The 22,637-nt window shown below is 67.8% G+C and carries 25 protein-coding genes; 6 read left to right on the top strand and 19 right to left on the bottom strand.

What is annotated here, in order from left to right; genetic code table 11:
• Nucleotides 1-13: 13 nt before the first annotated feature.
• Nucleotides 14-955, bottom strand: coding sequence for a hypothetical protein (locus ACOZ4N_RS03340; RefSeq protein ID WP_424018522.1), 942 nt, complete (start codon nucleotides 953-955; stop codon nucleotides 14-16).
• Between the two features lie 133 nt (nucleotides 956-1,088).
• Between ACOZ4N_RS03340 and ACOZ4N_RS03335 the strand changes: the two genes are divergently transcribed.
• Nucleotides 1,089-1,316: a DUF7385 family protein gene (locus ACOZ4N_RS03335; protein WP_424018521.1), complete on the top strand. Its 228-nt coding sequence runs from the start codon at nucleotides 1,089-1,091 to the stop codon at nucleotides 1,314-1,316.
• A gap of 14 nt (nucleotides 1,317-1,330) precedes the next feature.
• Here ACOZ4N_RS03335 and rqcH read toward each other — a convergent pair whose 3' ends face one another.
• From rqcH to ACOZ4N_RS03305, 6 genes are all read right to left on the bottom strand, one after another.
• Nucleotides 1,331-3,535 (bottom strand): ribosome rescue protein RqcH, encoded by a 2,205-nt coding sequence (gene rqcH / locus ACOZ4N_RS03330; RefSeq protein ID WP_424018520.1) that lies wholly within the window; start codon nucleotides 3,533-3,535, stop codon nucleotides 1,331-1,333.
• A 72-nt stretch (nucleotides 3,536-3,607) separates the two neighbouring features.
• The gene (locus ACOZ4N_RS03325; protein WP_424018519.1) at nucleotides 3,608-3,784 is read right to left on the bottom strand and encodes a hypothetical protein; all 177 of its coding nucleotides are present in this window, start codon (nucleotides 3,782-3,784) and stop codon (nucleotides 3,608-3,610) included.
• A 76-nt stretch (nucleotides 3,785-3,860) separates the two neighbouring features.
• Nucleotides 3,861-5,309, bottom strand: coding sequence for an NAD(P)(+) transhydrogenase (Re/Si-specific) subunit beta (locus ACOZ4N_RS03320; RefSeq protein ID WP_424018518.1), 1,449 nt, complete (start codon nucleotides 5,307-5,309; stop codon nucleotides 3,861-3,863).
• Nucleotides 5,309-5,605: an NAD(P) transhydrogenase subunit alpha gene (locus ACOZ4N_RS03315; RefSeq protein ID WP_092692896.1), complete on the bottom strand. Its 297-nt coding sequence runs from the start codon at nucleotides 5,603-5,605 to the stop codon at nucleotides 5,309-5,311. Before ACOZ4N_RS03315 ends, ACOZ4N_RS03320 begins: the two co-directional genes overlap by 1 nt.
• Entirely contained in the window at nucleotides 5,595-6,863 is a 1,269-nt protein-coding gene (locus ACOZ4N_RS03310) for a Re/Si-specific NAD(P)(+) transhydrogenase subunit alpha (protein WP_424018517.1), read from the bottom strand. The genes ACOZ4N_RS03315 and ACOZ4N_RS03310 overlap by 11 nt, the downstream gene beginning before the upstream one ends.
• A 191-nt stretch (nucleotides 6,864-7,054) precedes the next feature.
• Nucleotides 7,055-8,086 carry an NAD(P)/FAD-dependent oxidoreductase gene (locus tag ACOZ4N_RS03305; RefSeq protein ID WP_424018516.1) on the bottom strand — a complete coding sequence of 344 codons (1,032 nt, stop codon included), beginning with the start codon at nucleotides 8,084-8,086 and terminating at the stop codon, nucleotides 7,055-7,057.
• 111 nt (nucleotides 8,087-8,197) lie between these two features.
• Between ACOZ4N_RS03305 and ACOZ4N_RS03300 the strand changes: the two genes are divergently transcribed.
• On the top strand, nucleotides 8,198-8,599 hold the full coding sequence (locus ACOZ4N_RS03300) for a hypothetical protein (protein ID WP_424018515.1): 402 nt from the start codon (nucleotides 8,198-8,200) through the stop codon (nucleotides 8,597-8,599).
• 14 nt (nucleotides 8,600-8,613) lie between these two features.
• On the opposite strand, the gene ACOZ4N_RS03295 is transcribed toward ACOZ4N_RS03300, so the two are convergent.
• The 7 genes from ACOZ4N_RS03295 to ACOZ4N_RS03265 all read right to left on the bottom strand — a co-directional run bounded on the left by ACOZ4N_RS03295 (nucleotide 8,614) and on the right by ACOZ4N_RS03265 (nucleotide 15,336).
• Entirely contained in the window at nucleotides 8,614-10,275 is a 1,662-nt protein-coding gene (locus ACOZ4N_RS03295; RefSeq protein WP_424018514.1) for a tRNA uridine(34) 5-carboxymethylaminomethyl modification radical SAM/GNAT enzyme Elp3, read from the bottom strand.
• 52 nt (nucleotides 10,276-10,327) lie between these two features.
• Nucleotides 10,328-10,897: a hypothetical protein gene (locus ACOZ4N_RS03290; RefSeq protein ID WP_424018513.1), complete on the bottom strand. Its 570-nt coding sequence runs from the start codon at nucleotides 10,895-10,897 to the stop codon at nucleotides 10,328-10,330.
• Nucleotides 10,898-10,959: 62 nt separating this feature from the next.
• A complete protein-coding gene (locus tag ACOZ4N_RS03285) occupies nucleotides 10,960-11,472 on the bottom strand; it encodes a hypothetical protein (RefSeq protein WP_424018512.1) in 513 nt (170 codons plus the stop codon).
• Nucleotides 11,473-11,524: 52 nt separating this feature from the next.
• Nucleotides 11,525-13,660 carry a DHH family phosphoesterase gene (locus tag ACOZ4N_RS03280; protein WP_424018511.1) on the bottom strand — a complete coding sequence of 712 codons (2,136 nt, stop codon included), beginning with the start codon at nucleotides 13,658-13,660 and terminating at the stop codon, nucleotides 11,525-11,527.
• Between the two features lie 124 nt (nucleotides 13,661-13,784).
• Nucleotides 13,785-14,048, bottom strand: coding sequence for a hypothetical protein (locus ACOZ4N_RS03275; RefSeq protein ID WP_424018510.1), 264 nt, complete (start codon nucleotides 14,046-14,048; stop codon nucleotides 13,785-13,787).
• Nucleotides 14,049-14,071: 23 nt separating this feature from the next.
• Nucleotides 14,072-14,683 carry a YIP1 family protein gene (locus ACOZ4N_RS03270; RefSeq protein WP_424018509.1) on the bottom strand — a complete coding sequence of 204 codons (612 nt, stop codon included), beginning with the start codon at nucleotides 14,681-14,683 and terminating at the stop codon, nucleotides 14,072-14,074.
• A gap of 62 nt (nucleotides 14,684-14,745) precedes the next feature.
• Nucleotides 14,746-15,336 carry an NADPH-dependent FMN reductase gene (locus ACOZ4N_RS03265; protein ID WP_424018508.1) on the bottom strand — a complete coding sequence of 197 codons (591 nt, stop codon included), beginning with the start codon at nucleotides 15,334-15,336 and terminating at the stop codon, nucleotides 14,746-14,748.
• 19 nt (nucleotides 15,337-15,355) lie between these two features.
• On the opposite strand from ACOZ4N_RS03265, the gene ACOZ4N_RS03260 reads away from it, so the two are divergent.
• Together ACOZ4N_RS03260 and ACOZ4N_RS03255 are read left to right on the top strand one after the other, a co-directional pair.
• A complete protein-coding gene (locus ACOZ4N_RS03260) occupies nucleotides 15,356-15,496 on the top strand; it encodes a hypothetical protein (RefSeq protein WP_424018507.1) in 141 nt (46 codons plus the stop codon).
• Nucleotides 15,497-15,531: 35 nt separating this feature from the next.
• Nucleotides 15,532-16,254, top strand: a complete 723-nt coding sequence (locus ACOZ4N_RS03255) for a class I SAM-dependent methyltransferase (protein ID WP_424018506.1) — start codon at nucleotides 15,532-15,534, stop codon at nucleotides 16,252-16,254.
• A 12-nt stretch (nucleotides 16,255-16,266) separates the two neighbouring features.
• Here the strand turns inward: ACOZ4N_RS03255 and ACOZ4N_RS03250 are convergent, their stop codons facing one another.
• Nucleotides 16,267-17,190, bottom strand: coding sequence for an A/G-specific adenine glycosylase (locus ACOZ4N_RS03250; protein WP_424018505.1), 924 nt, complete (start codon nucleotides 17,188-17,190; stop codon nucleotides 16,267-16,269).
• A gap of 66 nt (nucleotides 17,191-17,256) precedes the next feature.
• On the bottom strand, nucleotides 17,257-17,826 hold the full coding sequence (locus tag ACOZ4N_RS03245) for a hypothetical protein (protein WP_424018504.1): 570 nt from the start codon (nucleotides 17,824-17,826) through the stop codon (nucleotides 17,257-17,259).
• A gap of 101 nt (nucleotides 17,827-17,927) precedes the next feature.
• Between ACOZ4N_RS03245 and ACOZ4N_RS03240 the strand changes: the two genes are divergently transcribed.
• The gene (locus ACOZ4N_RS03240; protein WP_424018503.1) at nucleotides 17,928-18,254 is read left to right on the top strand and encodes a hypothetical protein; all 327 of its coding nucleotides are present in this window, start codon (nucleotides 17,928-17,930) and stop codon (nucleotides 18,252-18,254) included.
• Nucleotides 18,255-18,279: 25 nt separating this feature from the next.
• Here the strand turns inward: ACOZ4N_RS03240 and ACOZ4N_RS03235 are convergent, their stop codons facing one another.
• From ACOZ4N_RS03235 to ACOZ4N_RS03225, 3 genes are all read right to left on the bottom strand, one after another.
• Nucleotides 18,280-18,510 carry a hypothetical protein gene (locus tag ACOZ4N_RS03235; RefSeq protein WP_424018502.1) on the bottom strand — a complete coding sequence of 77 codons (231 nt, stop codon included), beginning with the start codon at nucleotides 18,508-18,510 and terminating at the stop codon, nucleotides 18,280-18,282.
• A 72-nt stretch (nucleotides 18,511-18,582) separates the two neighbouring features.
• Complete coding sequence (locus ACOZ4N_RS03230) at nucleotides 18,583-19,911, bottom strand: aminotransferase class III-fold pyridoxal phosphate-dependent enzyme (protein WP_424018501.1); 1,329 nt, start codon at nucleotides 19,909-19,911, stop codon at nucleotides 18,583-18,585.
• Nucleotides 19,912-19,995: 84 nt separating this feature from the next.
• Nucleotides 19,996-21,264, bottom strand: coding sequence for an MgtC/SapB family protein (locus ACOZ4N_RS03225; RefSeq protein WP_424018500.1), 1,269 nt, complete (start codon nucleotides 21,262-21,264; stop codon nucleotides 19,996-19,998).
• 94 nt (nucleotides 21,265-21,358) lie between these two features.
• Here ACOZ4N_RS03225 and ACOZ4N_RS03220 point away from each other — a divergent pair, with 94 nt between their 5' ends.
• Nucleotides 21,359-22,597 (top strand): AI-2E family transporter, encoded by a 1,239-nt coding sequence (locus ACOZ4N_RS03220; protein ID WP_424018499.1) that lies wholly within the window; start codon nucleotides 21,359-21,361, stop codon nucleotides 22,595-22,597.
• Nucleotides 22,598-22,637 lie beyond the last annotated feature (40 nt).

Below are 22,637 nucleotides of genomic sequence, written 5' to 3'. Positions count from 1 at the left end.
AACTGGTCCTCTCTCACTCCCCGTCGTCGATCTCGATGGTGACCGGGTCGTCCGGGTCCCGCGTGGGAATCGACCGCTCGTAGATGTTCTCCAGCGCCGTCCCGGCGTGGGCGACGAGCATCTCCAGCAGGGAGCGCGTCTCCTCGGTGACGGCGGTGTCGCCGCGATCCAGCGCGACCAGTGCCGTGGTGGCGCTGTCGGTCTCGGTGACGAGGATGGTCACGACGCGCTCTACGTCGTCGGGGAGGCCCGCCGGGAGGTCGTCCTCGTGGGTGACGACGGTGGCTGGTTCCGCGCCGGCGGCCAATCCGGCCAGTTCCGCGATGGTCTCCTCGTCGACGCCGGCGATGGTACTCTCGACGAGGGTGGCGAAGCCGCCCCGGCGCTCGACGAAGGCCACGTCGCGGAACTGGACGAGCGTCGTGGCGGCCTCGACACAGAGGGAGCTCACCTCGTCCATCGTGGCACACTCGTTCAGCGCCCGCCCGTAGTGGTTCGTGTCGGCGGCGCGGTTGGCGAACGTCTCGATCCGGTCGCGCTGGCGTTTCAGTTCCGCCCTGTCGATCCGACTCCGAACGTCGTAGATACCCACGAGGACGCCCGCGAGCGTCCCGGCGGTGACGTTGTCCATGGCGACGTAGGGGGCCGCCCCGAACACGTCGAAGGTCTCGGTGGCGACGTTCAGCGAGAACAGGATCAACGCAGTGATGGCGGCGAAGGCGACGGCCCCGCCGACGACCCACGCGCCGACGACGGTGCCGTACTCGACGTAGTCGGGGCTCCGGGCGACCCAGACGCCGGCGAAGGTGATCGCGGCCGCCATCGCCAGGAACGGGACCAGGTCGACCAGGAACCCGACGGTCGTCGACGTGCGAGCCATCGCGTGCGCGACCTGGACGGCGGCCAACAGGAGTCCCACAGCGGCGATGGCCGACCCCTGGAGCCGTCGTTGCATAGTCCCCAATGGCCGTCATGATAGTTGGCTCTATGGGTCGTTTTCGACGTCGACTCGCCGAACCGAACGGAGCGGACTCCGACAGGGCTGGCCGGGCGTGTGATTTATGCCTGCCGCGTGACCGGCTTTCAGTATGGAGGATTACGACGAACTCGTCTCCTCGCTGACGCCCCGACAGGAGAGCGACTCGGTCAGCATCTACCAGAACACGGTCGGCATCGCCTGTCCGGCCTGCGAATCGCCGTTCGACAATCTGATCGTCTGCAAAGACGAGTACAACTCGCTGGAACTGGACTTCGCGATGGACATCTGCACCGCGATCCACGACGGCAACCCGCTCCTCTTTACGCACAAGCACTGACGGGACCGGCTGGTTCAGTCCTCGACCATCCGTGACCCACCCGGCGGCAGGAACTCCTGGATGAGGTCCGGGCTGGCGACCGACCGGACGAACGCCTCGTCGGCGAACCGGTCCTTGAACTCCCGGTAGCACATCTTGGCCATGTCGTTCTGTGCGTAGCGCCCGGGTTCGAGTTCGATGCTGGTCTCGACGTTCGGCTCGATGGCGGCGGGCGGCCCGCCGATCACGCGAGTGTCCGGTTCACATTTGATGCCGACGGCGACGCTGGCCGCCACGTCCTCGAAGTAGGTCCGGTCGCCCCGGACCGCGAACCCGCCCTTTTCGAGGTACTCGCCGCTCTCTGGCGTCTTCGACACCTGATCGGGGTCGACCATGTACACGTCGTCGGCGTACTTGCCTTCCTTCCAGACCGAGGAATAGGAGAGCGCGAACTGCGCGGCCTCCCGGAGCGTCGACTCGGGGAAGTCCACGTCCCTGGCGGGTTCACTCGGCCCCGTCGCCTTCAGGATCGTCACCGGGCCGCCGTGGGCCTGGGCGTGGAAAAACTTGTCACCGCTGTCCATGTACTTCTTGACGAGTTCCTCGTTCTGGTCGGCGTTGCGCCCGCCGATGACGAGGAAGTCGTCGCTGGTGTGGAACCAGCGATACTCCTCGTACCACTGCTCCGAGGACCGGACGGGGATCGACGCCCGCGAGAGCCAGTCGACGTCCTCGGCGTCTTCGTCCGCACCGTCGGCTTCGTCGCCACTCCCTGCCTCGTCACCGTCACTGGCGTCCCACTCGTCCCGGCGGCGTTTGACTTCCGCCAGATCCTCGCGGGTGTTCTCGATGGCCGCCTGTGCGCCCTCCTTTTTCTCCTCGATGCGTTTGGCCTCGGTGTAGTGCTGGTCGGCGTTCTTCTCGACGCCCATGCTCGCGTCCACGTCGATCCGGTGATCGTCGAGTTCGATCGTGACGGTGCCCTCGCTGCCGTCGACCCCGACGACGGCCTCGGCGGCCTCGATCCCGCGCTCGGCCCCTTCCTCGAACTTCGCCTCGATGGCGTCCCAGGCCACGTCGTTCTCGCGGGCCTGCTGGACCGTCGAGAGGATGTCGTCGACGAGGTCGTACTCGGCGTACAGGAGTTCCGCCTTCTCGCGTTCGGCCTCGGCGTCGGCCTCGAAATCCTCGATAGCCCCCTGCTGTTGCTCGATGATCCGTTTTTGCTTCTCGATCTCGCTCTCGAAGTCCGGCCGGTTCCGCCCGCCGCCGTCCTCGGGCCCGGTCTCCGGTTCGGCCTCCCAGTTGGTGAAGTAGTCGTCCAGCGCCGCAGTGAAGGTCTCGAAGGCGTCGCTGGGGAGGTCGTCGTACTCCGCCATCGGCATCGGCGTGGCGTCGACGCGGAGCCCGCGGTCGGCCTCCCCGTCGCCGTCCTCGCTCCCATCCGACTCGTCACCCTCGTCCGCCGCCTCGTCGCCGCTCTCCTGACTGCCTTCGTAGTACACTCTGGGATCGAGGTCGGCCGCGTCGAGGCGGTCTCGGAGGTCCTCGATCACGGAAAAGAGGGCCTCGTACTCCTCGTCGCCGGCGTCGGCGATGTCCATGGTCTTGTCGACGCCGGCGCGGGTACAGAGTTCCTCGCCCCAGAACCCGCCGAAGTCGAGCTGGGTCGCCAGCGTCCGCACCACGTCGGTGTCCGAGTCGTCCATCTTCGCGGCGAAGGCCTCGTAGTCGGCCTCCAGCGGGTTGAATCGCGAGGAGGGGAACTCGTACGGTGAGCCGGGCGCGACGGTGCGGGACTTCAGACGGACGGTGTCGAGACAGTCGACGACCTCGCCGCTCTCGTCGAGGACGGCGACGTTGCCGTCACCGAACAGTTCCGCGACGACGGTCGTGTCCTCGTCGCCGCGCTCGAATTCGAGCGTGACGATCCGGTCGAAGCCGTACTGCTCGACGCCCACGAGGTCGGCCCCCGACAGGCGATTTCGGAGCATCATCGCGAAGTTCGGGGGCCGGCCGGGCGCGTCGGGGACGTTCTCGGCGTCGGCCACCCGGAGGTGTTTGGTCTCGCCGATATCGACCAGCAACTCCACGCGGCCCCGGTCGAAATCGCGCATCCGGAACCGGACGAGGCCGTCGTCGTAGAGGTAGACCTTGTCGACTTTCGCGCCCTCGTAGTCCCCGAACTCGCCACAGAGCGCCGCGAGGTCGACGCTCGTCAGCTCCCGCTTGCGGTCCATATCCCCCGGTCCGCCGGACGTGCAAAGAGGGTGTCGTTCGGCCCCGAAAGCGAGCCAGCGGGGGTGGCCGACTCAGGCGCTCGACCCCTGCCGCGGCGGTTCGGATCGCTCGCTCGTGTCGACCTCCTCGACCGGCTCCGAGGCCCCCTCACCGCCGAGGACGCTCTTGAGCAGCCAGATCGAGGCCGGGATCAGCAGGAAGAACGCTGCCATACCGATGGCCGTCACCAGGAGTGCTTCTTGAACCATACGAGTCGATACACCACGGGAACACAAGAAGGGGACCCCAAATCTTCAGAATCTGGGAACTAGTGGTTCCGGACCGTCAGTCCGTCGCCTCCTTGTAGTCGTTGACCAGGTCCTGCATCGACTCCTTGGCGTCGCCAAAGAGCATGCTCGTGTTGTCCCGGGCAAAGAGCGGGTTCGGAATGCCCGAGAAGCCGGGACTCAGGCTCCGCTTGTTGACGATGACAGTGTTTGCCTCCGCCACGTTGAGGACGGGCATCCCCGAGATGGGACTCCCGTCGTCCTCGTTGGCCCGGGGGTTCACCACGTCGTTGGCCCCGCAGACGATGGCCACGTCGGTCTGTGAGAAGGTCGGGTTGACCTCCTCCAGTTCGCGCATCTTGTCGTAGGGCACGTCGGCCTCGGCCAGCAGGGCGTTCATGTGGCCGGGCATCCGGCCAGCCACCGGGTGGATGCCGAACTCCACGTCCACGCCGTGTTCGTCGAGCAACTCGACGAGTTCCGCGACGGCGTGCTGGGCCTGAGCGACCGCCATCCCGTAGCCGGGGACGACGACGACCCGATCCGCAGTCTCCAGGAGCATGACGACTTCCTCTGGCGAGGTCTCCTGAATCTGCCCCTCGTAGATGTCCTCCATGTCCTCGCTGTCGCCGTCGTCGCCGCCGAGCCCGCCGAAGAGGACGTTCGACAGCGAGCGGTTCATCGACTCGCACATGATGACCGTCAGGATCAGCCCCGACGCGCCGACCAGCGTCCCGGCGATGATCAGCGCGGTGTTGCCCAGCACGAACCCCGTCGTCGCGGCCGCCAGGCCGGAGTAGGAGTTCAGCAGGGCGATGACGACGGGCATGTCCGCGCCGCCGATGGGCACCACGAGGAAGATCCCGAGGATCGACGCGGCCGCGACCAGCACCCAGTAGGACGGGACCCACGACGCCATGGGCGAGTTGCCCAGCACGTCGGGCTGGATCACGAGGACGAGGCCGGCCACGACCGCGGCCCCGAGGAACAGGACCTTGATCGCGTGACCGACGTTCGTGCTCACGGGCGAGTCACCGACGAGGCCGTGGAGTTTGCCTGCGGCGACGAGACTGCCCCAGAAGGTGACCGAGCCGATGATGCCGGCGATGGCCGCGGTGGCCGTCAGACCCATCGTGAGGGAGTCGCCGACGGCGAGTACGTCGATCAGTTCCGCGCCGGCGACCAGCGCCGACGCGCCGCCGCCGAACCCGTTGAACAGGCCGACGAGCTGGGGCATCTCCGTCGTCTCCACGGTGACGGCCAGCCAGACGCCGATCCCGCCGCCGACCAGCAGGCCGGCCGCGAGGATCAGCGGCGAGACGATGTCGAACCACAGCGCCGTCACGACGACGGCGAGGAACATCCCCGCCGCGGAGATCTGGTTCCCGCGGGTCGCGGTCCGTGGGTGGGTCATGTCCCGGAGCCCCTGGATGAACAGGATGCCGGCGATCAGGTAGGCCAGTTGCAGGGCCGCGGGGGGCAGATACTGAGCGAGTACTCCCGCCATCAGTTACCACCTCCGCGGAACTGGTCGAGCATGAAGTGACTCACCAGATACCCACCGACCACGTTGATCGTGGCCATCACGACCGCGAGAAAGCCCAGCGCGGTCGCGAGGGTATTCTCTCCGGCCCCGGCGACCACGACCGAACCCAGGAGCGTGATTCCCGAGATCGCGTTGGCCCCGGACATCAGCGGCGTGTGCAGGTTCGTCGGGATCTTCGTGATGATCTCGTAGCCGACGAAGGCCGCCAGCACGAACAGCGTCAGGTTGGTGACGAACGCCGACAGCTCAGTCGCCATCGCCGTCACCTCCGTCACCGTCGGCGGAATCACCGCCACCGTCGGCCGCGGCGTCGTCCGCGTCGGATTCGTCCGCCGCCGGGTCCTCGTCATCGCCGTCGCCGCTCTCGTCTTCCTCGGCCCCGCCGTCGTCGATGTGCGGGTTCCGCACCGTCCCGTCGTGGACCAGCAACGTCGAGTCGACGATCTCGTCCTCGAAGTCGAAGTCCAGATCGCCCTCCTCGTCGAGCAGGTTGTCGAGGAAGTGCTTGCAGTTGTTGGCGTACTGCTGACTCGCGGTGTGGCTGACCCGCGAGGGCAGGTCGGTCGGGCCGTGGACCCGCACGCCGTCGACCTCGACGGTCTCGCCGGCCTCGGTCGGTTCGCAGTTGCCGCCGGTCTCGGCCGCGAGGTCGACGACGACCGACCCGGGGTCCATGTCCTCGATCATCTCGGTCGTGACGATCTCGGGTGCCGGCCGGCCGGGAATCGCCGCCGTGGTGATCAGCACGTCGGATTCGGGCACGACCCGCTCCATCTGTCTGCGCTGTTCGGCGTAGAACTCCTCGCCCATCTCGACGGCGTAGCCCTCCTCGTCGCCCGACTCCTCGGTCGGGAGTTCGAGTTCCACGAAGTCCGCGCCGAGGCTCTCGACCTCGCGTTTGACCTCGAGGCGCACGTCGTGGCCCTTCGTGCTGGCCCCGAGTCGCTCGGCGGTCGCGATGGCCTTCAGCCCGGCCACCCCTGCGCCGATGACGAACACTTCCGCCGGCTGGATCGTCCCCGCGGCGGTCATCTCCATCGGGAACATCTTGGGCAACTCCTCGGCGGCCATGAGCGTGGCCTGATAGCCGCCGAGACTCGCCTGCGAGGACAGCGCGTCCATGCTTTGGGCGCGGCTGATCCGAGGCATCAACTCCAGCGAGAACGCGCTCACATCCCGGTCGGCCAGGTCGGCCAGCGTGTCCTCGGCCACTTCGTACGGACCGAGCAAGCCGACGACGACCTGTCCCTCGCGGTACGGGTCGGTCTCGGTATCGGTCGCGCCGAGGCCGCGAACCTGAAAGAGGACCTCGGCTCGCTCGAACACCGCCTCCCGGTCGTCGAGGACCTCACAGCCGACCGCCTCGTAGTCGGCGTCCGCGTACGTCGCCCCCTCGCCCGCACCGCTGGCGACACAGACCTCGTGCCCGTCCTCGACGAGGTCCTCGGCGACCGGTGGCGTCAGAGCGACCCGTTTCTCGCCGTCGGCCGTCTCGGTCGGAACCCCGACGATCACGGCGAACGCCCCCGCCCCGTCGTCGAACCGCCGGCGTCAGTCGAAGCGATCACTGCGTCTCGATGCGCGTGCCGTGGTACGTCGTACCGTCTCCCGCGTGGCATTGACGTACACGATTTTTTGGCTCCGACTTAAATACCCATCACAAAAACCAGAAATCTGGTACGTTTTCGGAGATGTTCGCGACGGAGTCAGCGGTCGGCGATCCGCGCGCCGGTCTCCAGCCCGTTCCGGAGGGCAGCGTGGACGCGGGCTTCGCCGGCCACCCAGTCGCCCGCGAGGTAGAGGCCGTGGTCGGCCGCCCGGTCGACTACCTCGTCGGCGACACCGTCGTCGGCCAGCGCGTAGCGCCAGTGCTGGGTGTCCGTCCAGTCGGGATCGATCAGTCGGTCGTCGCCCAGCAGGTCGGCCACCTGCTCGGCGGCGGCGGTCGTAACTGTCTCCTCGTCGGCGTCGTAGTGGTCGACCGACCAGTCGGGACTCATCTGGACGATCAGCAGGCTCTCGCCGTCGGGAACGTGCCCGTCCTTGCACTCCTCGCGGGAGAGCCAGCCCACGTCGTGACCGTCGTCGGTGTTGACCAGCGCGTAGTAGGGTCGGTCCAGTTCGAAGGGGTAGTGCAGGACGGCCGTGACGATGGTCCGGTAGGGCACCACGGCGACCGCCTCGCGTAACTCCCGGCAGAGTCGATGTTCCCAGTTCGCACAGCCCAGCAGATCCGCGGTCTGGGGTGCCGGCGGCGTGAGCAGGACGGCGTCGAAGTGACCCAGATCCTCGTGGTCGGTATCGTAGAGCCGCCAGCCCTCGTTCTCGCGGACGGGTTCGGACACGCGGACGCCGTTCTCGATCGTCGCGTCGGTCCGCTCGAACAGTCGTTTGGCCAGCCCCGTGATCCCCGACTCGTAAGTCCACTTGTGGTCGTCGGCGTCCCGCCCCTCGGAGATGTCGCCGTCGGCGTCGAACACCCAGACGGGTTCCGCGATGTCGACCAGTCCCTCGGTGTCGAGTTCCTCGGTCACCAGTTCTGAGACACGGTCGTCGTCGGACTTGAGATAGTTCGCACCGTGGTCGTACCGGCAGTCACCGTGGCGGCGCGTCGCCGCACGGCCACAGACCCCCCGGCTCTTTTCGAAGACGGTGACCGTCGCGTCGGCGTCGGCCAGCGCGTAGGCGGCACCCGCGCCCGCCGCACCGGCTCCGACGATTGCGATATCGTCAGCCATACCCGTGATTCGGGTGCGAGGGTCAAAGTTCCCCCTGCCTCGGGTCGCCACCCAGCGGGCCACTCGCCCGCTGTCGGGAGCTTCTTTGCCCTGGGGCGGGGAGGTAGGGTCATGCGACGGAGAATCTACCTGTTCGCCGGCGTCATCCTGGCGGTAACCTCGTTCCCGACGCTCCTGCTGGGCGTCATCGAGGACCCATACAACGCCGTCGGCACCCTGCTACTCGGGATCGGCGGCCTGCTGTTCGTCGTCGCCGCCAAACGTGACGAAGTCGAGGTCGGCGACTGGTCCATCTCCTGGCACCAGTTCGTCGGCGGCGCGGACGTGTTCCTCGGCGTCGGGTTCCCCCTGACGCTGTTGAACCCGGTGATCGAAGGCACCGCCACGTCGATGGACTACACCTTTTTCGTGGCCGGAATCGTCGGCGGCCTCGTCCTCGTGTTCATCGGCGTCGACGTGCTTCGCGGGAGCCACTACGTCTCGCTGGGTTCCGACGGCGAATCCGCCCTCTGAACGCCCTGAAAAGGCTACAACCGCTTGGACACGTACGGCCCGTCCTGGTAGTAGTCCAGTTTCTCCCGGTAGTACTGCCGGACGCCGATCCCCGAGAGGACCGACAGCTTCTCGAAGCCGTTCTCGACCGCCAGCCGTTCGGCCCGCTCCAGCAGTCGCCGCCCGTAGCCCCGATGCTGGTGCTGATCGTCCTCGCTCTGCTGGCCCACGCCGACCTGACTCCCGTAGACGTGGAGTTCCCGCACCAGCGCGGCGTTCTCTAGCTCCTTCCTGACGGGATCGTTCGGGAACCGCACCCGACAGAACCCGATCAGCAGGTCCTTCTCTGGGTCCTCGAAGGAGAGGAAGTGTTCGGTGCCGCCGCCGGCCTCGTAGGAGAGTTCCTGCAATTCGACCTGGTCGGGTTCCTCGTCGTTCATCCCGACCTCGCGACAGCGGATGCAGTCACAGGTCCAGCCGTGCTCGTCCATCCGCTGGCGGGCCAGTTGCCGGAGGTTGGACTTCCAGACGCCGCCCTCGATGAAGTCCGCGGGGATGTCCCGCTGGACGCGCTGGAGGCGCGTGTACTCGGGAATCATCGACTTGATCTCCGCGACGAGTTCGGCGGCCTCCTCGTTGCCCAGTGGCTCGAAGTCGCCGCGATGGTACATGTCGTAGGTCGCCGTGCCCTCGACGATCAGCGTCGGGTAGATCTTCAGGTAGTCGGGCCGCCACTCCGACTCCTCGAAGATCCGCCGGAAGTCTTCGAGACACATCTCCTTCGACATGCCGGGCTGGCCGGGCATCATGTGGAAGCCGACCTTGAACCCGGAGTCACGAAGGCGGCGGTTGGCGTCGATGGAGTCCTGCACGCCGTGGCCGCGGTGCATCTCGCGGTTGATCCGCTCGAACGTGGTCTGGACGCCGACCTCGACCTTCGTCCCGCCCAGATCGAGCATCCGGTCGATCTGCTCGGGGTCACACCAGTCGGGCTTGGTCTCGAACGTGGTCGCGACGTTGCGCACGTCGCCGACCTCGTTCTCGGCGATCACGTCTTCGAGGTAGCTGAACTCCACCTCCCCGGGGTCCTCGGCGAAGCTCTCGCCCTCGGCCGGTTCGGGCTGGGTGTCGGCGTCGTAGTCGTTCATCGCCTCGATGGCCCGCTTGACGAACCACTCCTGGTAGTCGTGGGAGCGGGCGGTCATCGTCCCGCCCATCAGGATCAACTCCACCTTGTCGACGGGATGCCCGATCTCCCGGAGCTGTTCGAGCCGGAGCGTGACCTGCCCGTAGGGATCGTAGTCGTTCTGCTTCCCGCGGGCCGCCGCGGGCTCGTGGCCCGTGTAGCTCTGGGCGCTGGAGAACTCCGAGTCGGGCCCGCCGGGACAGTAGAGACACTTTCCGTGCGGGCACCGCTCGGGCGAGGTCATGATGGCGACGGGGGAGACGCCCGACGCCGTCCGGACGGGCTTGCGCTGGAGGACTTCCTCCAACTCCTCCCGGCGTTCGAGGGGGGCGTAGTCGAGCAACTCGGAGTTCTTGGGTACCTTCGGCGAGGAGAACTCCGAGCAGACTTCGAGTTTGGCCTGCTCGACCTCGTCGCGTTCCAACTCGCCCGCGAGGATTCGGTCCACCAGCTCCTCACAGACCTGCTCGAACGCCTCCGTCTCGGTCGGGTCGGTCGTCTCCGTGCTCATTGCCGCGTGGTCAGTAGTGGACGCGTCGCGAGAATAAGGGTGTCGGCTTGGGCTATGCAGGGTCGAAATCACCGGGTTTCGGGGCCCGGTACTGTCTGGGACGGGGACAGTTGATGAGCGTCGACGAACCGCCACGCTCGACGCGGCCCCCCGGACGAACGACGACGGTGGTACTGGAGCTGTTACAGTCGAACCACGAACGGTCGATGCCCAGCCAGTACCACGAGTCGTCGACGGTGTCGACGTGGAGCGTCACCAGGTACTGGTCAGCCTGTTGGAACTCGGCGGTGACGTACTCGCCCGTTCCAAGTTCACCCTGCCAGTCCAGCACGGTCCCGTGTTCCAGCCCGGTGATCACCAGTCCGAACGAACAGGTCGACCGGTCGTTCCAGAGGGACCGGTGCTGGCCGGTGTAGTACGGGTCCCGGTCGGCGTCGGGGTCGCCGGCCGTCAGCGTCTCGATTGGCTCGGCAACTGCCGGTTCGAAGGAGAACGACCCCTTCGGAATCCGCCCACCGGGCGGTTGCGCGCTGGCCCCATCCCCGCCGCTGAGCGTCCCCCAGCGGTCACCGAACAGGTAGCCACCCACGAGTAATCCCAGGAACGCACGGCGGCGCTGCATGGCTCACGCGACACCGGCCCCGCGCTTAAAAGTTGCGCGAGTGACAGGAGGCACTCGTCCTGTCACTCGGCGAGCGTGCTGTACCGCACCTCACCCCCGTCGTCGACCACGATATCGGTCACGGCGGCGTCGCGGTCGAACCACGCCGGGTCGACGGTGACCTCGTACAGCAGATCGCCGTCACCGACCGCGACCGTGTACGCGTCGGCCTGTCCGAGTTCGATTCTGAGGGGACGATCCGGGTGGAGCGTCCGCTCGGTTTCGAGCAGGTCGCCGCGGCCGGCCGACTCGACGGCTACCGTCAGCGTGCGTTTCGGGCCGGCGTTCCAGACGGTGACACCGTGGGAGGGCGCGCGGTCGTCACTCGCATCCGAACGCTCGGCGACGGTGACCGTCTCGAACGGCGGGAGTCGGCCCGGCCGTGCCGGGACGTGTGCCGCCGTCGCGGGTTCCCGCACCGGGTCGGGGTCGGACCCGATACCGACCGAATCCAGCAGGTGCGTCAGGTCGTCGCGCGAGCAGGGGAGGTGGGCGAACACTGCGGCGAGGGGACCGGGGGCGGACGCTCGGTGCATCGCCAGCGGCTATCGGAGCGAGAGAAATGAACGTTGTGGCGGACAGTCTCCGTCAGGCCACGTCTGCGACCGCGTCGAGGACGGCGTCCAGGACGGCGTCGCGCTCGCCCGAGAGGAATTCGAGACAGCCGTCGCGGGTGCTCTTGGCGTGGAGCCCGGCGTTGGGCGCTTCCTCGGCGGCGCTCGCCGCGACCGCGCGCACGTCGAGTGCCGAGGTCGAGCGCAGGAAGAGTTCGTCCGCGGCGAGGCCGACGACCACGTCCACGTCGTCGCGGTGGCGACGGAACAGTTCGTCGAGCAGGAGGTTCGTCGGCGGGAACTCGTAGCGGTGGGCGAAGGCGTCCGTGTCCAGCACGGCGACCTCGATCCCGTTCACGTCGCGGTGTTCGAGGTTCGCCTCCGCGGTCTCGATCTCCGCGTCCATCTTCGTCCGGAACTGCTCGCTGACGTGGCTCGCCAGCCCGCGCTCGTCGTCCGTTTCGGGGAACAGCAGGTCGGCGATCAGTTCGCGCTTGTCCTCGTAGGACTGGTAGTACGCCTCCAGCGCGATTGCCTCGCGGATCTCGCGCGTGTCGTCCGCGTCGTAGCCAGTTTCGGCGGCCAGGTCGACGTAGGACTCGGGCGCGTCCTCCCAGAAGCTCACGGCGGGGAGGTGACCGATCTCCTCGCGCACGTCCTCGTCGACGTGCGCGGCGACGGTCGCGGCGATTGCGCTCGCGGTCGTCTCGGCGTCGGTCTCGGTCAGCGACGGCGAGACCAGCGTGTCGACGGCGTCGCCGACTTCGGGGTCGGCCTCCGCGGCGTCCAGCACCACGCGGTCGGCGTCGTACACGGACAGCAGGTCGAAGCCGTCCATCGACTCGCGGGTCGCGCCCGCGGCGACGAACACGAACAGGGGCAGTTTCTCGTCGTGGCGCTCGCGGTTGTCGAGCATCCCCGTCACGTCCTGGGTGGCGTCCTGCATGTCGTAGACGCCGTCTTCGAGCGGCCGGCGGTCGAAGTAGTGGTACTCGGCGTCGGCCGCGCCGTGCTGGTCGCGGACCAGCGGGAGGGTCGCGCGCTCGATGGCGACGCCGCCGACGTAGCCGTCGACGGTGGCGTTGTGCCGGACGACGACCGGTCGGTCTTCGAGGACGGCGCGCCGGATCGCGGTCGCGGCCTCGCGCACGCCGTCGATGACGCCATCGACCGCGGGGTCGTCGGCCAGCGGCTCTACGTCCTCGGGCCGAGCCTGCTCGGTCAGCGCGTCGGCCATCCGCTCGGAGACGGCCGCGTGCTCGTCGTCTTCGAGGACGACCAGCGCCTCGGTCTCGACCTGGAGTTCGCCGCGGCGACGGCGGACTTCACCGTCGAGCCTGACGAGGTCGCCGTCCTCAACTTCGGGATAGGCGCGCACGCCGGCCTCTTTGAACGCGGCGCAGTCGACGGCGCCGGTCTCGTCGCGAAGCTCGAAGACCGTCGGGCCGCTGGTCTGGCGGATGTCGGCGATCTCGCCCTCGATACGTACGTCGTCGCCGACCCGGTCTTCGAGGGTCTCGACGGCGACCTGCGTGCGCTCGACGGCGGTCTGCTCGCCGTCGGTCTGGGGTTCCGTCTCGACGACGGCCGCGCCGCCCGAACCGCCGGCGTCGGCTGCCTCTGTCTCGATCTCGGTGTCGTCGCTCTCGGATCCCGACTCCTCGTCTGCGGGTGCGCCGGTCTGGCCCGTCTCCCGCGTGTCGTCGCGCTCGCTCTTGTCGGGGACCTGCCCCACCGTGTGGCGGACCGGCCCGTCGTCATCGTCCTCGTCGTCGTCTTCGACGTTCTCTTTCAGCAGGGCGAAGTCCTCCTCGGGGTCGTCGATCAGCGTGCCGCGGAACTCGCGTTCGGACTGGCGGATCGACCACCCGAGGTCGATGTTTCCGTTGTCACGGACGTTCTTGACCTGGACGAAGACGGTGTCTCCTGGCTCCCACTCGAGGCTCTCCAGCCGCTGGTCGAGTTCGCTCCGGTGGAGGAGACCGGTCACCCGGTCCGCGATGTCGACGAACACGCCGAATTCGGCGTACCCGTCGACCGTCCCTCGGTAGAATCGCCCCGGCGTCAGCTGGTCTGCGTTCGTACCGCGGAATTCGAAGACCACGTCCTGCTGGTGTGTCTCGCAGATGTGACCTTCGACAGACGTTCCGCAAATGATACAGCTTCCCATTACCGGAAGCAAACAGACCCGGCCTAAAACTGTTGTCGAATCGCGCCGGGAATTTCGCCCCCGCCGAGCGCGCACCGATCCCCGTCGGGACTGCCGCCCCACGATGCCACGGCCCGCTGGCCGCTCACTCGAAGACCTCGCTCTCGTCTTCCAGCATCTCGATCCCGCGAGCGACTTCGCGGGCTTCGTCGGGAAAGAGCGCGACCTCGACCTCGTTGCCCTCACCGTCCTCGAAGGCGAGTTTCACGCGCTTGTCGCCGAACTCCCGCACGTCGACGCCCTCGACGTCGTACAGTTTCGCGGTCGCGTCCTTGTTCGTCGGCCCCACGTTCTTGATCGAGCCCTCCTTGAGTTCGATCATGAACTCGTCGAGTTGCAGACTGAGCATACCGGGCGTTCGCCCGCCGACGGTTAAAACGGTAGGGAGACCCCAACCTCGGCCAGCACCGCGCTCGCCGCCCCGAACCCGCGGAAGCCGTAGCCGAAGACGATAGCCGCCGGCACCGCGACGACCGGCACTGCCTTCCAGTAGGGCAGGTCGTGGACCTCGGCCGTGCCGACGACGAGCAGGAGGGCCCCGACCGCTGTGCAGGCGACTCGCAACTCGGGAATCGCCGGGCCGGCGAACACGCAGGGGGCGGTCGAGTACGCCAGGACCTGCACCGTCTCGCTGACGCCGCCACGGTCCGGTGCGGTCGCCATCAGGATCAGCGTCTGGAGCGCCGCCGTCAGGTGCAGGGCGGCCGGCATCACGAGGACGACGGCGAGAGCGAGAAACAGGGCGCGGGAAGCGACCGGCTGCCCGGCCACGACCGGATAGACGTTCGGGATCAGCGCCAGCCGCGTCAGTTCCTCGATCAGGACGACGACGGCCGCGAAGATCAGGCCCGGAGCCTGGTCACCCGGCGCGACGCCGGCCCGAAAGAACCGGCGGGGACGCACCAGCACCTCGGCCCACGCTCGCGCGACCGCGACCGGACCGCGATCACGCCCGCCCGTCGGATTCTCGACCCACTGGGTCACACCCGAAGTAGGGGGTCTTCGGGCTTGACGGTTGCGGGTTCCGCTCGCGCGGGGACCGCCGGTCAGTCGTCCGCGCCGACGTTCTCCGCACTCTCCAGACAGGGCGGGTCGGGTTCGATGGTCGCGTACTCGACGGCCCGTTCGCCCAGCACCGCCACCCGGTCGGCCGCGCCCTCGTCGACGAACCGCCAGTCGGTGGCGTCACCTTCGAAGGCATCGCTGGCTTTCGGAATCGCGGCCTGGTGTGGCAGGACCCACGCGTTCAGCGCACGACAGACCGAGCGCAGGTGTTCCAGCGCCGTGATCGGGAAACTCCCGCCCGCGACCGCGAGCAGGCCGACGGTCTTGTTCTCGAACTCGTCGAACCCGCAGTAATCCAGCGCGTTCTTCAGCGGTGTGGCGTAGGACCCGTGATAGACGGGCGTCCCGAGCAGGATGGCGTCGGCCTCGCGCACTCGGTCCGTGAACGCCCCGGCGTCGCCGGCATCGCTCGCGTCGGCGTCGTAGACGGGGAGGTCCCACTCCCGGAGGTCGAGCAGTTCCGTCTCGCCGCCGGTCTCGGCGGCCCGATCGAGGGCGTGTTCGAGGCCTTTGCGGGTGTGACTCTCGTCGCGGAGACTCCCACAGATCGCGGCGACGCGTGGTCGTGACATATCGCCCTTGTCGCACCGCGTGGGCTTAAACACCGGTCGGTCGCGGTCACGGAGCCAGAAGACCGAGAACTGGGGGCAACTGTTCGAGATCGTCCACGCCGGCGGCCGGAACGAGAGTCAGGAGACACAGGTCGGCGGCGGCTCACGGAGCGAGGAGTGACAAGCACTATCTCGGCGCTACCCCTGGACAGGGGTATGAAAGCGGCCGTCCGCGCGAACTTCGACGAGAGTGTCTCGGCGTACGACGCCTACGAGCGCCGAACCGGCCGGTTCACCGCGCTCGCGCGGCTCCTCCGGGCGGAGATGCGCCGGCGGACCGGCGGGTTCGACACGATCCTCGACGCCGGAGCCGGAACGGGTATCAGCACACGCGTGTTCGCCGACGGCGGCGCGCGGACGGTCGCGCTCGATCTCAGCCACGAGATGGTTCGGCAGGTCGCGGTCGGCCAGCGCGTCCAGGGCGACTTCGACAGCCTCCCCTTCACCGACGGGGCGTTCGACGCCGTTGCCTTCACCGCCTCGCTCTTTCTCACGCCAGAACCCGCGGCCGCGGCCCGCGAGGCCGCACGCGTCCTCAGTCCGGGCGGCGTGGTCGGGGCCGTCGCCCCGCTGGGCTGGGTGCGAGCCGACGGGACCGACGTGTTCGCCGACCTCGACCGGGAGTCCCGGTCGCCGGCCGACGCGGGCGCAGTCCGGACGGCGCTCGAGGACGCGTTCGCCGTCGAGACGGGTGTCTGGCGGTTCGCGACGACGGCGGCGGACGTGCGGCAGTTTCACTCGATCCCTGCGATGGCGGCGCGGCTCTACCCCAGGCTCTCGACCGAGGCCCGGATCGAGCGGGCCGACGAACTGCTGGCCGAGTTGGAGGGGACCCTCGAACAGCGGTGGCGGTGGATCGTCGGCGTCACCGAGGAGTGAGTCCGCCGGCGGCTACTTCCGGAGCCGGGCGACGGTATCGCCGTCGCGTTCGTCGACCGATACCAGCCCGTCGTCGGCCAGATCCCCGAGGAGCCCGCGCAGCCACTCGCGACCGTACTCCCCGTCGGGGACGTAGTCGACGCGGACTTTCGGCCCCAGGTCGTCGAGCGCGAGTTCCCGGTCGTCCTTGAGCGCGCTCACGACACGGCCGCGCATCTGCCGACGGCTCCCCTCGAACTCGGGCTGGGTGGGCACGTCCGGCGCGGTGAAATCCCCCGTCTCGTAGGCGTGACAGAACTCCCGCCAGGGACACCCCGCCGCGTCACAGGATGGCGTCTTCTCGCAGGCCACCCCACCGAGTTCCATGATCGCGTTGTTCCAGATACGGGACTCGCCCTCGGGCATGAGTTGCTGGGCCGCACGCTCGAACTCGCTGTCGTCGTCCGCCACGTCGAAGGCGCGGTGGAGGACGCGCTTGACGTTCGTGTCGACCACCGCATCCCCGTTGTTGAACGCGAACGAGGCCACCGCGTTGGCGGTGTAGGGACCGACGCCCATCAGCTCGGAGAGTTCGTCGGGGTCGCGTGGGAACTCCCCGTCGTACTCGGTCAGGACCTGCTCGGCGGCCTCGTGGAGGTACTTCGCGCGGTTGTTGTAGCCGAGGCTGTGACTGGTCCAGAATCCGACCACGTCCGCGCGGTCGGCCGCGGCCAGGTCGGCGACGGTCGGCCAGCGGTCCAGGAACGCCTCCCACGCGTCGACCACGCGGTCGAGCTGGGTCTGCTGGCTCATCACCTCCGAGACCAGAATCTCGTAGGGGTCCTCGGTCCGACGCCAGGGGTAGTCCCGATGGTCCGCCTCGTACCACTCGATCAGCGCCGTCCTGACGGCCGTCTCGTCCACCCCGGACAGCGCCGCGGGAGCGTCCTCACTCATCGACACGGCGTAGGGCCGATCCCCGCTTACGCGTGGCGGTTCGGGGCCGGACCCGCCGCCGTCCGATCAGGACTCGCAGTACGAGCCCTCCGCGAACATCCCCTCGCAACTGACCGTGACCTCGGCGCGGGCGACCGCAGACACGTCGCCTTCGACCGACTTGCTGACGTTGATCGCCGCCGACTCGCCGGGCGCGACCTCGGTGTCACCGGTGGTCCCGAACCCGGTGTTCGTCCCCATCTCCGCCCCGTCTGCGTCGTACAGCGCCAGGTCGTAGTTGTACTCGAAGACGTCCGTCGTCTGCTCGCCCGCGTTCCGGACGGTCGTCACGATGACCACCTTGTCCTCGTTCCCACCCTGACGCTCCAGCCCGTCCACGACGAGCGGGTCGACGGTACTCTCCCCCGAAACCTCGATGCCCCCGCTCGTCCGTGGGCCCGCGTCCGTCGGCGTTCCGCTGTCGCCGTCACTGTCACCACCATCGCTCCCGTCGTCACCGCCGTCGGTCGGCGTTCCGCCGGAGTCGCCGGCACAGCCCGCGATTGCGCCAGCCGTCGCGACCCCCGCCGCCGCGAGTACTCGCCGCCGCGTGACCGATCCACCTCGTCGAGATCTCTCCGTTCGATTATCTGTCATAGTTACAAAGTGGTACGAGTGTGTGTATTAACACTTCGGGTCGGGAACGGCGGTCACGACCAGCCGAAAGCGGTTTCCTCGGGCGTCGCCACGTGCCAGCCATGAGCCTCGACGACCTCACAGACGACGTGGAGGAGAACTACTCGGAGTTGGGCGAGTCCGTCGACGTGGACCTGGACCGGGAGACGCGCAACGAGTTGGCGATGCTCGTCGCGGCGATGGAACCCGACGACGTGGGCGAGCTGATCCGTCGGGCCGTCCACATGCAGTTCCAGACCGCCGTCGAGACCGGGAACCTCGATTTCCACCTCCGGAACGCCTACGACGTGACCTACGACGAGTACCTCTCGGGGATGACCTTCGAGGAGATGACCGGCGGCCAGTTCCCCCAGCAACAGCAGAAAGACGACCGCCGCTACCAGTTCTAGCCGCTCGTTCGCGGGGCGACGGCCCCTACCCCGAATCGTCCGTTTCGGCCGTCAGCGTCAGCTCCAGGTCCGCGCCACAGCTGTTACACTCCCCGAGTCGAATCACGTCTTTCAACAGCATATCCTTGAAACAGCAGGGACAGGAGATGCCGGTCAGCGGTCCCGGCATGAACTCGAACGTGTTGTTCTGCGTGACCGCGAACTCCTGTACCCGCGGCGCGACACCGTCGTCCGATCCGGCTGGCTCCGAGGACATGCGAAGTGGTACCACACCACACCTTGTAAATCTTCGTCAGACATCGGGAACGAACCGGTCACAGTTGCCGGATCAACTGGCGGCGTCCACGGCCGCTCCCAGCAGCGTCGCGCCGAGGTCGATCTCCCGTTCGGTCACGTCCAGCGGCGGGAGGATTCGGAGCGTCTTCCGGCCACAGCCCAGCGTGAGCAGGCCGCGAGCGAAGGCCGCGTCCATCACGTCGTCGCGGCGCGCCTTCGTATCGAATTCCACGGCGAGCATGAGCCCCGTGCCGCGCACGTCGGTCACGGCGGGCCCGCCGTCGAAGGTCTCCCGGAACTGGCGGCCCCGCTCGCGGGCGTTGTCCATCAGCCCCTGCTCCCGGATCACGTCGATAGTGATCGCCCCCTGTGCGCAGGCCAGCAGATCGCCCGCGCCCCAGGTGGAGGAGAGTCGGCTCTCCGCGTCGGGGAACACGTCCTCGCTGGCGATGGTCGCACCCACCCGGAGGGCCTTGGCCGCCGCGATCACGTCCGGGTCGAACGGGTAGTGATCCGACGCCCAGAACTCCCCCGTGCGCCCCATCCCGGACTGGATCTCGTCGGCCACCAGCAGGAGGTCGTGTTCGTCGACGACCGCCGCCAGTTCCTCGACGAACGCGTCGCTGGGGAACCGATAGCCCCCCTCGCCCTGTACCGGTTCGACGATGACGTAGGCCACCTCCTCGGGGTTCACGAACCCGCCCGGCCCGAGCATCCGCCGGAGCCGCGAGCCGTCCTCGACGAAGAACCCACAGCCGCAACTCCCCGGGTCACAGGTCCGGTCGGTACAGAAGGGCACGTCGTGGACGGCCGAGATCTCGGGGAACCGTCGCCGATAGACCTCCTTGGACCGGTTGAGCGAGAGCGCGCCGAGCGTCCGGCCGTGGAAGGCCCCCTCGAACGTGATCGCGTACTTCCCGGCGGTGTGGTCGTAGCTGATCTTGATGGCGTTCTCGACCGCCTCGGCCCCGCTGTTCGAGAGGAAGACCGTATCCATGCCGTAGTGGTCGGACACGTCGACGAGGCGGTCCATCAGGTCCGCCGGGCCGGGGATCGGCGCGTCACCCGGCGGGCCGCTGGCCGCGTAGAAGTCCTGGCCGGCGATCTTCGTGGGATCGGTCAGATCGAACTCGTCGAGGCGCTCCCGGAGGGTCGGGTTGTCGTAGCCTAGCGGGGCCGCCCCGACGTGGGCGGTGAAGTCCATCAGGACGTTGCCGTCCACGTCGGTACAGAACGGTCCCGTGGCCGGGGCCGTGTGGTCCCAGACGAACTCGTAGACGTACGTACTCGGCGCGGCCGTCTCGTGGTGGTACGACACCTGATCCCGCGCGCGCTCCCCCGGCAACTCCTCGACTTGCGGCTCGACGCTGTCCCGGTCCATGACTCCAGTTCGGTTGCCGATCCGATAAATAATTCGTCCGGTTTCGGCAATCTTTACTGCGCCCGTCGTCCCGTGGCGTGATCTTCAGGCCGCCATCGCGACCGTCACGAGCGTCGCCCCGAGCATGAGGGCGAGGCTCCAGGCGGTGACCCGGTAGGCGAACCGGCGGTTCGGGCTGGCGACGGTCAGGCCCGCCTTGACGAGGATGCTCGCGGCGGTCGCGAGCAGGATCGCGAACACCGCCTCTGGACCGGTGAGCGAGCCACCGCGATACAGGATGACGGCCGAAGTCGTCGCGCCCGCGCTGGACACGAACCCCGAGATGGCGGCGGTCACGTAGAACCCGGCGGTACCGAACAGCTGGCGTGCGACGCTCCCGGCCAGCACGATCAACAGGAAGACGACGCCGAACCCGAGCGCCCGGCGCAGGGAGAACGGACTCTGGAGGTCGATGTCGACGGACTCGCGCCAGTCGGCGGAGTAGGCAGCGACCCCGACGCTCCCGACGATCACGGCCCCCAGCGGGACGACCGCACCCAGCAGGATCCCCGACTGGATCGTGAACACCAGAGCGATGACGAGGTTCCGGAGGGCCATCGCCGCGTCGGCCAGCAACACGGCGGCCACCGCGTAGGAGGTCGCCCGGTCGTGCTGGCGGACGTGATCGAGCATCGTCCCGACCACGGCCGTCGAGGAGGCCAACCCGCCGAAAAAGCCCGTCACTGCGATGCCGCGACTGCCGTAGGTCTGGACGATAGCGTAGTTGACGATGCCGATGCCCGCCACGGTCACCACCATCAGCCAGACGACGCGGGGTTCCAGCGACACGGTGAGGCCGGCGACCGTGAAGCGCCGCGCCCCCGCGGGCAGGAGGGGGTACACCACGAACGCGAGGATGGCGAACTCCGTCGCCGACCGCAACTCCCGGCGGGACAGTCCCCAGGCGAAGCTGTGGAGTTCCCGCTTGAGGACCAGCAACAGCGACGACACCACGGCCACCGTGACGCCCTCGGCGACGTACCCATCGGCGACCAGCGCCCCGACGCCGTACGCGACGAGCATCGAGACAGAAGTCGTCAGCGAGAGCCCCCGTTCCTCCGTCAGCAGACCCTCGACCGCGAGGACGACACCCTGGACGACCACCAGCACGGCCCCGGCGACCAGCAGGAGTTCCATCCCGAGCACGGTGAAGACGGCACCGAGCAGGCTGATGAGGGCGAACGTTCGGATGCCAGCCGTCTTCTGTGCCCACTCCCGCTCCAGCCCGAGGAACATCCCCAGGGCCGCGGCCAGCACGAGCCGCGTCACCTCGGCGTCCAGCGGCGCGGGGATCGTCTGCAGGACGGGACTCACCCCTCACCGTACGACCTTGATCGGTTTAAGTACCACGGCAGTCACTACCACTGTCCTCCGGGGTTCTTATTAGGTACGCTAAAAAAGGGGAGGCATGGTCGATCTCGACGTCGACCGGACGCGAGCGTTCTGGTGGGGGCTCGCGGCCGTGTTCACGCTGACCGTCGCCTACGTCGTGCACACGTTCATCGGTACGTTCGTGTTCGCCATCTTCATCTACTACGCGACGCGGCCAGCGTACAAGCGGATCCGGCGGCGCATCCGGCGACGCAGTGTCGCTGCGGCCCTCTCGCTCGCCGTCTTCGCACTGCCAGCCGTCGCCTTGCTCGCGTACACCATCGCCATCGCCCTGCAGGAACTCTCGAAGCTCAACGGCCAGCAACTCGGCCCCGTGATGGGACTGGTCGAACCGTACGTTCCCGTCTCCGGAATCGTGGAGAACCCCTCGACGCTGATCGATCAAGCGAGCGTCGAAACCGCACAGTCCACCGTCCTCGCGGCGCTCGACTACATCGGCTTCATCGGGAACGGCCTGCTCCACCTGTTCGTGATGTTCGCCCTGGCGTACTACATGCTCAAGGACGGCAGTCGCCTGTCCCGGTGGTTCATCCAGTTCGGCGACGACCGCGGCGTCCTCGAGACGTACGCCAGGGCGGTCGATCAGGACTTCGCGAGCATCTTCTTCGGCAACATCCTCAACGCCATCGTCACCGGTGCGATCGGCGCGATCTCGTTCAACCTGCTCAACCTGGTTGGCCCACAGAGTCTACAGATCCCCTATCCCGCTCTGCTGGGTGTCCTGACCGGCGTCGCCAGCCTCATCCCCGTCGTGGGCATGAAGATCGTCTACGTCCCGATGCTGGGGTATCTCGGCTACGCGGCGTATCTCCAGGACGGTGGCTTCGGCTTCGTCGCGCTCGTCGCCGGCGTGACCATCGTCATCGTCGACCTGTTGCCCGATTTCATCCTCCGACCGTACGTCTCCGGCCGGAACCTCCACATCGGGCTGGTGATGTTCGCGTACATCCTCGGCCCCCTGCTGTTTGGCTGGCACGGCATCTTCCTCGGTCCGATCATCCTCGTGCTGGTCTTTCACTTCGCGCGGATCGTCCTCCCGGAACTGCTCGCTGGCACGACGATCCGCCCCGTCGCAGTCGATCCGACGTACCTGACGGAAACTGAGACGACCCCGCCACCGGACGGCCCCGAGGCGAGCGTCGCCGACGGCGGCCACCACGACGGACGCTCCTCGGACGAAAAGCGAGAGACCGGTTCCACAGACACAGACAGCGACGAGACGCGAGACGAGGGGACCGCTGACCACGAAAACTGAGCTAGTGATCGGTCCCAGCCGTCGAGGGATCCGTGACCCG

The organism is Halorientalis pallida, from assembly GCF_049605515.1.
GTDB classification, from domain to species: Archaea; Halobacteriota; Halobacteria; order Halobacteriales; family Haloarculaceae; genus Halorientalis; species Halorientalis pallida_A.
The sequence above is the reverse complement of the archived record's forward strand: the minus strand, read 5'-3'. Positions and strand labels throughout refer to the sequence as shown.